This window comes from Metamycoplasma neophronis, assembly GCF_006491995.1.
Classification (GTDB): Bacteria; Bacillota_I; Bacilli_A; order Mycoplasmatales; family Metamycoplasmataceae; genus Metamycoplasma; species Metamycoplasma neophronis.
The window spans coordinates 55,204-69,074 of record NZ_VHHP01000002.1 but is presented as its reverse complement, the minus strand read 5'-3'; the positions used below and the strand labels follow the sequence as shown (position 1 = coordinate 69,074).

Annotated in this window: 11 protein-coding genes; all 11 read left to right on the top strand. The window is 29.7% G+C overall.

The window, feature by feature from the left end:
• Positions 1-171: 171 nt before the first annotated feature.
• The 11 genes from FJR74_RS07340 to FJR74_RS07325 are packed head-to-tail and all read left to right on the top strand — an operon-like array spanning position 172 to position 13,667.
• Positions 172-483: a 4'-phosphopantetheinyl transferase superfamily protein gene (locus FJR74_RS07340; protein WP_140914662.1), complete on the top strand. Its 312-nt coding sequence runs from the start codon at positions 172-174 to the stop codon at positions 481-483.
• Between the two features lie 2 nt (positions 484-485).
• Positions 486-1,295, top strand: a complete 810-nt coding sequence (locus FJR74_RS07335; RefSeq protein WP_140914661.1) for a lysophospholipid acyltransferase family protein — start codon at positions 486-488, stop codon at positions 1,293-1,295.
• 21 nt (positions 1,296-1,316) lie between these two features.
• A complete protein-coding gene (locus FJR74_RS00865) occupies positions 1,317-2,147 on the top strand; it encodes a segregation/condensation protein A (protein ID WP_140914660.1) in 831 nt (276 codons plus the stop codon).
• Positions 2,137-2,760 (top strand): SMC-Scp complex subunit ScpB, encoded by a 624-nt coding sequence (gene scpB / locus FJR74_RS00860; protein ID WP_140914659.1) that lies wholly within the window; start codon positions 2,137-2,139, stop codon positions 2,758-2,760. Before FJR74_RS00865 ends, scpB begins: the two co-directional genes overlap by 11 nt.
• Entirely contained in the window at positions 2,753-3,586 is an 834-nt protein-coding gene (locus FJR74_RS00855) for an RluA family pseudouridine synthase (protein ID WP_140914658.1), read from the top strand. The genes scpB and FJR74_RS00855 overlap by 8 nt, the downstream gene beginning before the upstream one ends.
• A 12-nt stretch (positions 3,587-3,598) precedes the next feature.
• Positions 3,599-3,901: an Asp-tRNA(Asn)/Glu-tRNA(Gln) amidotransferase subunit GatC gene (locus tag FJR74_RS00850; RefSeq protein WP_140914657.1), complete on the top strand. Its 303-nt coding sequence runs from the start codon at positions 3,599-3,601 to the stop codon at positions 3,899-3,901.
• Positions 3,891-5,213: an amidase family protein gene (locus FJR74_RS00845; protein ID WP_140914656.1), complete on the top strand. Its 1,323-nt coding sequence runs from the start codon at positions 3,891-3,893 to the stop codon at positions 5,211-5,213. The genes FJR74_RS00850 and FJR74_RS00845 overlap by 11 nt, the downstream gene beginning before the upstream one ends.
• Positions 5,206-6,618, top strand: a complete 1,413-nt coding sequence (gene gatB / locus FJR74_RS00840; RefSeq protein WP_140914655.1) for an Asp-tRNA(Asn)/Glu-tRNA(Gln) amidotransferase subunit GatB — start codon at positions 5,206-5,208, stop codon at positions 6,616-6,618. The genes FJR74_RS00845 and gatB overlap by 8 nt, the downstream gene beginning before the upstream one ends.
• Positions 6,618-7,745 (top strand): YihY/virulence factor BrkB family protein, encoded by a 1,128-nt coding sequence (locus FJR74_RS07330; RefSeq protein WP_140914654.1) that lies wholly within the window; start codon positions 6,618-6,620, stop codon positions 7,743-7,745. Before gatB ends, FJR74_RS07330 begins: the two co-directional genes overlap by 1 nt.
• 31 nt (positions 7,746-7,776) lie before the next feature.
• Positions 7,777-8,784, top strand: coding sequence for an ECF transporter S component (locus FJR74_RS00830; protein ID WP_140914653.1), 1,008 nt, complete (start codon positions 7,777-7,779; stop codon positions 8,782-8,784).
• Positions 8,784-13,667 (top strand): valine--tRNA ligase, encoded by a 4,884-nt coding sequence (locus FJR74_RS07325; protein ID WP_306766862.1) that lies wholly within the window; start codon positions 8,784-8,786, stop codon positions 13,665-13,667. Before FJR74_RS00830 ends, FJR74_RS07325 begins: the two co-directional genes overlap by 1 nt.
• Positions 13,668-13,871 lie beyond the last annotated feature (204 nt).

Here is a 13,871-nt window from a genome sequence, read left to right as displayed (position 1 = left end):
ATAAACACGCTTTATTGGTAAAAATAAGCGTGTTTTTTTATTGATTTTTTAAGGTTTTTTACTCATTTTAGGAGATAAAAAAGGTCCAATTTTAAGGGTAATTTTTGTGGCTTTTTAAGCTTTTATTGTTATAATTTAACAATATTAAGAGCATTTTTTAGGAAGGAAAGTATGGTTGGAGTAGATTTAAGCCGTATTTATCGATTCAAAAAAGTTAAGCGTAACTTAATTGAAAAAATTTTGCATCCCAAAGAAATTTTAGAATACGATAAACTATCGAAAAAAGATAAGCCTAAATATTTAGCCAGCAGATGAGCTATTAAAGAAGCCATTTTTAAGGCAGACAATCAATATTTTTTCTTTAATCAGATCTTAATTATAAAAACATTAGAAGGTCGCTACTTATTTGAAGGATTTGAAATATCAACTTCAAATGAGGGTGATCTAGTAATTGCATTTGTAATCAAAAAACAGGAGAAATAAGTATGAAACTAAAAACAAGAGCATTTTGAAGATTATTACCGATCATGACAAACATTTGAATTTTGAAATCCAAAGCTAATCGTCACAAAAAAATGCCAGAATACTACAAAGTTTCTGAGCGTAACCATTTTCTTCAAAAACATTTAACCAATATTTTAAGACACTTAAATATCGAACTAAAAGTTGAAGGTTTTGAAAACGTTCCAAACGGTCCATGTTTAATTGTTCCTAACCACTCAACTTACATTGACCCATTAATTTTGTTTTCAGCATTATACAGCAATGGTGATGGGCACAAGATTAGTAAAACCGTTAACTTCATCGCTAGAGTTGAAGCCAAAAGCAAAAGAAGAGTAAGAAAAATTGCCGAATTAGGTGATACACATTACATCGACCCAAGCAAGCCAAGAGAAGCACTTGTTACTTTAACTGAATTCGGAAAATTTGTTAAAAAGAATAAATCTTGTGGTGTTATTTTCCCTGAAGGTACAAGAACAAAAGATGGAAAATTGGGCCAATTCAACAGCGGTGTTTTCAAATTAGCACAATCAACATTCTTACCAATCGTACCTGTGACAATCAACAATGCAGCGAATGCATTAGATTGAAAACGTAAAGATAAATTAGTTGTTACAGTTACATTCCATGGTTTAATGAAGCCACAACAATTTCAAACACTACCAACTAAGAGTTTGGCAGAACAAGTTAAAGATATTGTTGCATCAAATTATGTAGACCAAATTATCACATCAAAAGAAACTATTAAAAATACATACACCAAAAAACTAACTGAAAAAGCTAAAAAACAATAGAAATAGAAAAGAATAGTCATTATGGAAGAATTGAAAAAACCAGTTATTCGAGAAATTTCAATCGAAGAAGTTTCTCAAGAAATTCAAAATCAAGAACAAACTAATCAAATACAAACTTCAGAAGACCGTCATATTTTTAAGTTAGCAAACTTCGATGGTCCGCTTGATTTGCTTGTGACTTTGATTAAGGAAAAAAATATCAGCATTTTTGATGTAGACTTATTCGAATTAGCAACTCAGTACTTAGACATTATTAAAAATTTACAATCTTATGAAATCGACATAGCTTCAGAGTATTTAGTTATGGCGGCAACATTGTTACAACTTAAAGCCAGAATGTTATTGCAAGACCCTGAAGCAGAAGAAGAAATTAAAGAAGAAAAGAAACGTCTGTTAGAACAAATAGCTGAATATGAAAAATTTAAAGAAATTACTTTAATATTACGCGAACAAGAAGAAAAACGAAAAAACTTATATGCTAAAGAGCCTGAAGAAACCGAACAATTTGAAAGAGAAATTAACGGAAGTATTTTAGACGGGCACTCAAATAGTTCAAAACTTGTTGTTACTCTAAGAAAAATGTTTGAAAGAACATATGCAGAATTAATTCGTCACGTTACGATTAGTACAGTCGCTGTGAGTCCCGAAGAACAAAAGAAAAGAATCATTGAACTGTTCAGAAACCGTAATGAAGTTAGTTTTGAAGAAATATTTAATGTGCCAACTGTCGGACATTTCGTTATTACTTTATTAGCAGTTTTAGATTTAGCTAGACAACAAATTGTAATGTTGGAACAAAATGAGGAAGAAGGTATTATCACCTTTACAAAGGGAGTAGAATATGAAGAATAAAATTATTGAGGCGCTATTATTTGTACAAGGTAGTGAAGGTGTTAGTTCAGAACAGATTAAAGATGTTTTCAAATTAAACACCGTTCAAGAGGGGCGTCGTTTACTACGTGATTTTAAAGAAGATTTCAACAAACTAGATCGCGGTATCAAAGTATATGAATTTAATGATGTATTTAAATTTTTAACTGTAGAATCAGTCAAAGATTATATTTCAGACCTTGTAACCATTACAAGAAAACAAAGACTTTCAAATGCGGCTATTGAAGTAGCTGGTATTGTTGCATATAAACAACCTGTAACAAGATCGATGATTTCAAACATTCGTGGTGTCGTTAGTGATGGTATCGTTGCCAGTTTACTAGAAAAAGGCATCATTGAGGAAGTGGGTGTTGCTAACACTCCCGGAAACCCAATTCTTTATGGTATAACCAATAAATTTTATGACTATTTCAAAATAAAAACTTTAGCCGAATTGCCACCATTCCCAGAATTCAACCGTTATTCAAGCGAAGAAGAAGACATGCTTGACAAAGATTTCAATTTATTTGATTCACAACGCCAAGACACAAACAATGATGGTATTTTAGTGCTAGAAGAAGGCCAAGATGATTAAATTAAAAGCAAAAAAAGATGATGTTGGCAGAATTCTTTTTAAATACTTAATAAAAGTTTGTGATAACGTTCCAGTCTCTCGGATTGAAAAGGCTTTTAGAGAAAAAGACATTAAAGTAAATGGACAAAGAGTTAATGACAAACAATATAAAATTCAATTAGATGACATTGTTGAAGTATATGGACTTCAAGATGCTTTTAAGCCTGCTGAAAAAAATACTTCTCAAATTAATTTCAAATTAATCTATGAAGACAAAAACATTATGATTATCGATAAAGCGGTTAACGTGGCAATGCACTCAGAAGAAAATTGCTTAGATGACCAAGTTTTAAAATATTTGAATTACAAAAAAACTTCTTCTTTTAGACCGGCGTCTATAGGAAGAATTGACAAAAAAACTAGTGGTTTAGTAGTTTATGCAAAAAACTATAAGACCTTAGTTGAATTTGAAGAAAAGCAAGCACAATTTGACAAAGTTTATCAATTTGTTTCGGATTTTGATGAAGATTTTTTAGATATTACTGTTAGATTGAAAAAAGATATTAAGAACGAAAAAATGATTGTTGACCAAAATTTCGGTGTTAAGGCAAGAACTTTATTCTACAAAGAAGGTAATCGCAAATACGCCAAGATTTTAACCGGTAAAAAACACCAAATTAGAGCAACTTTAGCTTATTTAAGATACCCAATTTTAGGTGATATAAAATACGGTGGTAAATGAGCTAAAAGAATGTATCTGCACTCATACTCTGTAACATTCCATGGTTTAAGCGAAGAATTTTCAGATTACAATGACCAAATTTTTATTGCGCAACCAAGATGATAGAAAGGATTAATAATGGATGATTTAGAATTTAAAAAATTGGCGCAAAAATTATTATTCAATCCTAATCCAGAAGTTATTGACTTAGCTCGAAACTTATTGAATTCAGTTGATAAAGAGCTAAGAGAATTAGACGAATTTGATTTAGATAATTACAAAGCACAATCACACATTAATGAAAAACCTTTAAGCTTTGAAGATTTAAGAAAAGATGAAGTTGATGAAAGCTTTTATTTAACACAAAAACAAGTTTTATCAAATGCAAAAGAACACAATGATGAATTTGTCATCATGAGAAAGGTAATCAATGATAAATAAAGGTAATTTAAAAAATGCTATCTCAGCACTTTCTGAAGACCATAACAATGCCGTTTCTCATGTGTTTAAAGATGCTGAATTAAAAAATGAGGGCTCGCTTGCTAATACTGTTTTTACATTAAAAGATAATTATGCCGATACTAATGTGATTGCTCGTGGTTCAAGCTTAATTTTAAATAATTTCAAACCGGAATATAAAGCTACTGCGTTGAGATTATTAGAAGAAGCCGGCGCTACTTGTGTGGCAAGAACTAATTTAGACGAATTTGGGTTGGGTGGCTCAGGAGAATATTCAGCTTTTGGTTTAATTAAAAACCCACTTAATTCAGATTATCTAGTTGGTGGTTCCTCGTCTGGTGCTGCTGCAACATTCAATAAAAACATTGCTTTTGCAATGGGTTCTGATACCGGGGATTCAGTTAGAAAACCAGCTTCAAATATTGGGGTCGTAGGGTTTAAACCAAGTTATGGAGCAATTAGTCGTTACGGTTTATTTGCATTTGCTTCATCACTAGACACTGTTGCATTTTTTACGCACAACGTACAAGACACAATCGAGGTATCACAAGTTTTATTTAAGCAAGATTTAAAACACGATTTAACTTCGGTTGATTTATCTTTTGATAAAGTAGATGTCAAAATTGCAAAGCCTCAAAAAGTTGCTTATTTAGATTGCTTTGATAAATTAGATGAAAGTGTTAAAGAAGCTTATCAACAATTTTTAGAAAAATTAACTAACGATGGCATTGAATTAATTAAGATTCAAATTGAAGAAAAGCTTTTAAATTCAATTGATGTGGTTTATAAAGTTATTGCTTTTTCAGAAGCTTCATCAAATTTAGCAAATTTAGTTGGAACCGAATTTGGTGAAAGAATTGAAGGCAATAGTTGAGAAGACACCTATTCATTGACCCGTTCAAAAGGTTTGGGTAAAATGGTTCAATCTAGATTGATTTTAGGCTCATATTTCTTAAAACAAGAAAATCAAATTAAATACTTTGTTAAAGCCAAAAAAATGAGACGTTATTTATCAGAATACTTTACCAACATTCACAGAAGCGCTGATATTTTCATTTACCCCGCTTCAAATATGTCAGCTCCAAAATTTAATGAAACTTATCCAAAATCTTATATGGACTTTATATTAACAAATGCTAATTTAACTGGTAATCCATCATTGACACTTAAATTAGGCAAAGACAAAAATAATATGCCATTTAACTTAGCTATTGATGGTGAATTATATCATGATACAAAAATGTTATCTCATGCATTATATGTTGAAAAAATGTTAGGAGAAGACAATGAATAAAGATTGAGAAATAGTTATTGGTATTGAAATCCATTTAGAACTTAATACTAAAACAAAAATGTTTTCACCAGCATTAAACAGTTATGGAAACGAACCAAATACTTCTGTTACTAATATTGATTTAGCCTATCCAGGTGCATTGCCTTTAGTTAACTCGGCTGCCATTATTAAAGGAATTAAATTAGCTAAAGCATTACATATGACTATTGATAAACTGGTTAGATTTGATAGAAAAAATTACTTTTATCCAGATTTAACTAAGGGATATCAAATTACTCAACAATTTAATCCAATCGGAAAAGACGGGAGCATTCAAACTAAAGTTAATGGTCAGTGAAAAGAAGTTTTAATCGAAAGAATTCACCTTGAAGAAGATACAGCTAAATCGTTACACGAAAGCCAATATACATATTTAAACTATAACCGCGCTGGTGTGCCTTTAATTGAAATTGTTTCACGCCCTGTAATCCATTCAGCCGAAGAAGCGATTGTTTATATTGAAGCCATTAGACAAACTGCTTTAGTTTTAAATATTAGTGATGCCAAAATGAATGAAGGAAGTTTAAGAACTGATATTAATATTTCAGTTCGTAAAAAAGGAACAAATGATTTAAACACAAGAGTTGAGATCAAGAACCTAAATTCATTATCTAACGTTGAAAAAGCCATCAATTATGAAGCTAACTATCAAGTTCAATGTTATTTAGAAGGCAAAACGTTTGAGCAAGAAACAAAACGTTTTGATGAAGCAACTGAAACAACAATTTCAATGAGATCAAAAAGCGATTCAGTTGATTATAAATATTTCCCAGATCCAAACTTACCATATATTAATTTAAGCGACGAATTAGTTGATTCAGTAATCATTGAAGAAATTCCATATGATAAAGAAATTAGATATGTTGCAAGCGGCCTAAACCAAGTGCAAATATCACAATTATTAAACAATGTTGAATATTCTAAATATTTAGATGCGATTAATGCTAAAGATTTCAAAAAATCTGCAAATATCTTTTTTGCCGACATTGTTTCATACATCAATCAAAATAACAAAAACATTGCAACATTATCATTTACTCCGCAAGATGCTCAAAAACTAATTAACTTTGTTATTGACAACAAAATTAACAAAGCTGATATTAAAAAAATTATCGAAGCAAAAGATAATAGCGATGATGATTTAATTAAAATCATTGAATCGCATGACTTATTCATTAAAGAAATGAGCTTATCATTAGACGAAGTAATTAATGCTATTTTAAAAGAAAACCCAGATTTAGAAGAAGAATTTAAACGTAATTATCAACGTGCGTCAAAATTCATGCTAGGTCAAGCAATGAAAAAAACCATGGGTAAGGCTAACGTAGCAGAGCTTAATAAAAAACTAGCAGAAAGATTTCAATAATGTGAAAGAAAAAACCAAATAAATTAAAAACAGGTTGACAAGCACAAGATAATAAAAATAATGAAGAAAATAAGCCTCAAACTAAAACCAATAACCTTAACGTTAGCTCAAATCAAATTGTAAAAAACAAAACTAATAAAAACCTTTTCGAGCGGGTAATTAAATGAATTATTTATGCAATTTTATTCATTGCTATTCCGCGTTATTTACGTAGTTCAAGAATCAAAGGTAAGGAAATTGTTAATAGCGCCTACGAGAAACTAAATTCACATGAATTTGCTTTCGTGCCTGCTGGTTATGCAATGTATTTATTTTTATCTTTCATTCCGATTACTTGTTTATTATTAGGAGTAATAGGCTCGATTAGTGCCAAATATGAAGTCGTTTTAGAACACGTTATGTTGGGCCAAATTATTCCTGGAATTTCGCAAGTAATTCCTTCAATTTCTTCTCTATGAAGTTCTGCCGGAGGTGCAATTGCTTTTGCATTGTTCGCTTTATCGGTTATATGATTAGCTTCAAAAGGTTATTCTAAATTTATTTATTCAATTGATGCACTTTACGGTCACAAATCACCTTATCGTATGTGAAAAACCAGAATTAAAGGTTTTATCGTAAGTATTATTATCTCATTCGGTTTAGCTTTGGCTCTTTTAGGATTTTCTGCTTTTATGACATTTTTAATTGAAAATGCTGGATTAGGAGAATTTGCTGAAGATTTATCGAAAATGACGCTGGCCGATTTTCATTTACAATGAGAATTTTATTTAATCTATTGAGTAACAATCATATTATTTTTGCCAGTATTAACTTATTTAGCATTCTTATTATTTTTTACATTCGCACCTAATTTTAAATTGAAATTTTCACAAGCGCATCCTGGAGCATTAATTGCTTCAATTCCAACTTCTGTATTCATTTTAATTTTTGGTTCATTAGCCTCTTTAATTCCATATCAAAAATTTGGAATCGTAGCTTCATTTATGTATGTAATCTTATTATTAAGTGTTATGTCATATTTCATCTACGCAGGGGTTATAGTCAACTCAAGTTTCTATCATACTTTTGTTAACATGCCAACAATTGAAAAACGAAGTTGATGAAAAAGAAAAAAAGTTACAGTATAAAAAGTATAAAATAAATTAATGAAAGGAACTTATGGAATCAAGATTACCTGGTGGTCTTAAGCACTATTTAAGATGAGTTAGATCGCAATCAAACATTTCATATCGTAAGTGAAACTCCAAACGAATTGCTTTCGTCGGAGTATTGATTGCTATCTCAGTTGTATTTTTCTTAATTAGTGTTAGAATCTTACCAATTACAGCTTTACCAAGCTTTAAATTTAGTTTTATTGGACTGCCCATTAAAATAACTGGATTTATTTTTGGACCGATTGTCGGAATGATAACTGGTATCTTGGCCGACTTAATTTCGTTTGCCTTAGTTCCAACCTATTACAACTTTTTATACACATTAGCCGTCGCCACAGCTGGGTTTATTCCTGGATTGGCCGCTTATTATTTCTTTAACTTGAACGAAATCTTTTTCTCGCGTAATTATCGGATTTATAAATTCAAAGAAACTGTTGAATATTTCAAGATTCAATATGATGAAGCATTGGCTAAAGGTAATAGTGAAGACCTTCAATTCTTCTCAGAAAAAATTGCTTATTATGAAGTAAAAATTATCACCCTTGAAGTTAAGAAAAAACCAACCGCAATGATTAACTTTGCTTTTATATCAACACTAATAATTTTAGCTTTACAAGTTTTAATAATTCTTGCCGTTTTTGCTAAATTAGATAATTCAATTTTTGAACACAACCGTTTTATTAAAAACAAAACATTCTATATGATTCTAACAAGCGCTGGTTTCGTTGCGATGTTCTTCTTTGTTATTATTTATCGAGTATTTTTAAAGAAAAAATATCAAACATTTATAGAAGTTATGGCAATCATATCATTCTGTGCTGTGCTTGAATTCATTAATGTTATTTTACTTTCGTGAGCCGATACTTCTACGCTTAAAACTGACTTTTGAGTTAATATAACAGCCCAAACGCTAACGAGTCCTGTTAAGATATTCTTTAACTTGGCAATTATCTTAGCAACATATAAAATTATTGCTCCATTAGTAAGATCTAAAGAGGGAGATCGTTTCTAATGAATAGATCACAATTAACAGCGTTCCGGGTAATGAATTTAAAAACAATTCAGGAAGATGAAAATGATGATTACAAAACTTTTATCAATAACCTAAGCTTTTCAATTAATTCAAATACTGTCTTAGGTATTTTAGGAAAAGACAATAGAACCAATCAATTAATATTTAACTTTTTAACTGATAGTAACATTAATGCCAATCAATATCAAGGTTTCATTGAATTTCAAGTCGATGGTAAAGAGTATCAAACAACTTATCATAATATTGATTTCCAAAAAAATATAGGATATGGGTTTAATGAAGATATTATTAGCAATAATATTGATGATATCAATGTTTATGATTACTTAAAAAATTACATTAGAAAAAGTGGCGTTTTAACTGGTCTAACAAGTCTTTTTATTGAAAACTGGTCAGTTATTTATGATGACTATAAAATCTGATTAAAAAATCAATACGCAAAGATTAATTCTTCATTGCAAAAAGCGATTGAAGAAGATATCAAAACACTATATAAAGAACTAAAATCATTAAATAAAAGGGAATATTTAATTGACTTATCTAACAATAAATTAGAAATATATAAAACCTTAGGTAAAATCAAATCTCTTCAATACAATTTGATTAGCACATACCAAATGCACGAAAATAAGTTATTTGACTTAGCTAACCAAACTATTAGTAAATATAATAAAGGAATTTCATTTTTAAAATTAAGGGAATACCAAGCTGCCAAAAAAGAATATGAAGACTTAGTCAAAAAATATTCACATCGTAACTATAATAACAATAGGATCAAAAACTATATAAATAAATTAACTCGTTATTTCAATATCAAATTTAAACGAGTAAACGAAATAAAACATCACATTACAAAATTAAAACACGATTTGCACACCGAAAATTTCTATAACCTTCGCGAAATTAAAACTGTAAAAAAAGCTGCTTCATTTATTCACTTTTATAAAGACTTCTATTTTAATAAAATGTTTTTAGCTTTTATCAAAGAAAATGCTGAAGACATGAAAAAAATGAACCACGAAGAGTTGAGCAAACTATTTATTGACGTTTATGAATTAAAAGCAAATATTACCACTGAAACGCGGGTAATATCCAGCAAATCGTCACGCAAAAAAATAATGCGTCAAATCAAACAAATAGTCAATAATTACTTTGCTAACGAACGCGCTAGCTTTAATGAAAGATTTCAAACTGCAAGGGATAAATTTGATGCTAATTTAAATGAATTGGTCGAAAAAACTGGCGCAATCGAAATTGAAAAAACTAGTCAAATTGACTCGTTAGCAATGCTAGAAAAATTAAAGATTTCAGATTCAATTTATAAAAACGCAAAAAACGAATATTTATGGAACCTAAACACTGAAGGTAAAACAACTCAAAGTGAAACGAGAATCATTAATAAAGATATTGAATACTTAGCTGATGCAAACACATCATTACTAAAACACATTATGTTCATTAGTAAATGAGTATGTTCTAAATTGAAGCTTTTTTACAAGAAATTTGAAAATAACGCAGCTTATGGAAAAATCAAAAATGAATTTTTAGAATTAATTGACTTAGTAAATTCACAAAATCAGATTATTGCTAATTTAAACCATGAATTTAAAGAATACTACCGTGTTATGGGCTCATATAAAAAAGCAAGCCACGAATCGATTAAATTATTTGTTCAAAAAGCAACAGTATACCGCATTATTAACAACACTAATTTACCACTTGAAATTTTGATGGAAAACATCAAACATTTAGACATTAATTCAAAAATTAACTTAGAAATTGAAAAGATTTTAATCAATGACCCGAATTTAGTTATTATTGGTTCGCAAATTTCAAAATTAAATCCTGAAATGCAATTTGAAATTCTTAACCAGTTAAATACTTTTGTGTTTGATAATCATAAAATTGCAATTTACTTTTTAGATGATATTAAATTAGCCGCTAAACTAACTTCACAATTATATGTAATAAATAATACAAAAGTTATTGAGCAAGGTATTACTCAACAAGTTATTGAAAACCCAATCAATCCATTAGTCAAAAAAATGCTTGGATATACTGATGATCAAACGCTAAAAAACTATCATAACTACATGTCATATGTTGATAATTTCGAAAATATTTTTAAATATGAGATTGATCAAAACCACTATATTTGATGTACATGAAGTGAATTAAATAAATGAATTAGTAAAGAAAACATTAAAAATCAAAAATTAAAAAACTTATTTTTCTTCGAACACGAATGAAAGGTAAAAGCAGACAATGAAATTGTGGACAAACAATCATTTGATGAAACCGCTATAATTGATATTAGCAACTTAAAATCTTTAGAAAGGGATAAAAATATGGAAAAAACATTTAACCACAAATTAGTTGAAGAAGGGCGTAATCAAAAATGAATCGATATTAAAGCTTTTTCGACTCACGATAAAGCCAAACGCCCGTTTACAATTATTTTGCCTCCTCCTAATGTTACTGGTAAATTACACATTGGTCACGCACTTGATACGTATATTCAAGATACTATTATTAGATATAAAAAACTAGCTGGGTTTGATGTTATGTGAGTTCCCGGAAAAGACCACGCCGGAATTGCTACACAAGCAGTTGTTGAAAAACACCTTGCAAAAGAAGGTAAAAATAAATATGAACTAGGCCGTGAAAAGTTTATTGAAGAAATTTGAAAATGAAAAGAAGAATATTCAAATAATATTACTAAACAATGAGCTAAATTAGGCTTAGCACTTGACTATCCTTCGGAAAGATTCACGCTTGATAAACAAGCTAACGAAGCGGTATTAAAAGTATTTATTGACTTATACAACGACGGTTTAATTTACCGTGATGAAAAACCTATTAACTGAGATACAAAACTACAAACTGCATTATCTAATATTGAAGTTGTAAATAAAGAAACCCAACAAAAAATGTACTACATTAAATATCCAATTAAAAATAGCAAAGAATATTTAACCGTGGCTACAACAAGAATTGAAACCCTTCCTTCAGATGTTGCTTTAGCAATTAATCCCGAAGACCCACGGGCAGAAATCTTATTAAATAAAACTATCATTCACCCATTAACTCAAAAAGAAATTCCAGTTATTACATCAGAACACATTGATTTAAATTTCGGTACTGGTATTATGAAGGTTTCAGCTCACGCAGTTGACGATATCGATATCATTAAGAAAAATAACTTAGAAGTGCTTGAATGTATTGACAAAGAAGGAAAAATGAATGAACGTGCTGGTCAATTCGAAGGACTAGACCGTTTTGAAGCCAGAAAAGAAATTGCAGAATTTTTAAAACGGACAGGATATATTATTAAAATTGAAGATATTACTTCTAATGTAGGTTATAGTGAAAGAAGTCATGAAGCAATCGAAATCTTAGTTCAACCTCAATGATTTGTTAAAATGAATTCGCTGGCTAAAGCGTTATTAAAACACTTTAAGGGCGACGATGGCGTAGAATTTATTCCCGAAAGATTTGAAGATGTTTTAATTAAATGAATGGAAAATGCATATGATTGAACTATCAGCCGTCAAATCTGATGAGGACACAGAATTCCAGCTTGATATAAAGGCGAAGAAATTGCAGTACAAATTGATTCGCCAGGTGATGGTTGAGTTCAAGATCCTGACGTACTCGACACATGATTTAGTTCAGCATTAAGCCCGTTTGTATTTTTAGGATGACCACAAGATAAAAGTAAAATCAAACGTTATTTTCCAACAGATTTATTAGTTACCGGGTATGACATTATATTTTTCTGAGTTGCAAGAATGTATTTCCAAAGTTTATATTTTATGGAAGACAAACCTTTCAAACAAGTTTTAATTCATGGACTAGTAAGGGATGCGCAGGGTAGAAAAATGTCTAAATCTTTAGGTAATGGAATCGACCCTATTGCTGTCATTGATGAATATGGCTCAGACGTATTGAGAATGTCATTAATATTCAACTCAACTCCGGGACAAGATATTAACTTCGGTGATGAAAAAATTCAAGGTGCTAGATTATTTTTAAATAAATTCTGAAACATTGCAAGATACATCTCATCAATCAAAGCTAATATCAATGAATCTTTAGATTTAAGCAAACTAGATATTTATGACAAATGAATCTTAGCTAAATTTAATAATCTTAAAAAAGATATTGAAGCAGCAATGGAAAAATATGAATTTACAATTGTTTTCAAAGCTATTCAAAACTTTATTATCAATGATTATTCATCTTGATATTTAGAATTTATTAAATTTAAAAACAATAACTATTTTGTTCACTATCTATTCCGCGAAATCTTAATTGCATTGCATCCATATATGCCTTTCACATCTGATTATATTTTTGAAAATATTTATAGCGAAGAGCTACTTGAATCTACAGTTCATGACTACCAATTAGACGAAGAATTCGATCCTAAGTTAGTTGAAAATCAAATTGAATTAATTACCGTACTAAGAAAATATCGTGAAGATAAAAAAATATCAAAAGCAACCGAATTATTCTTCTATCGAGACAATGCTCAATTAAGTAATATTGAATTAACCATCATTTCTAAGTTAGCTAACTTCAGCTGAGAAGACAATCATGACTTATCAATTAAATTAAGCGATGGTGAAGTTTACATTAAATTAAATGAAGATAATAAAGCCGCTGAAATTGAAGAGCTTAATAAATTAATTAAAAAGACCGAAGAAGAAATTGCATTTAACAAAAGATTTATCAATAATCCTAGTTTCATGGCTAAGGCTAGTCAAGCAACTATTCAAGAAAAAGTTGATAAACTTGCGATGCATGAAAAAAACCTAGCATTCTATAAAGAAGAGCTTGCTAAAAAAGAAAATAACTAGTTTTCTTTTTTAACTTATCACATAGTAATTGCTATGTGATTTTTTTATTTAAGTTGCCCATTTCATTAAATTAAGGTTTTAAATAATTTAAAATATAAGTATAGGGAAAGTAAAAATATGGGGGAAAATTAGTGATAATAAAATGCAAAAATTGTATTTGTCAATGCTGATTTTGATAACGACTGCAATTTGTTTTTTAATATT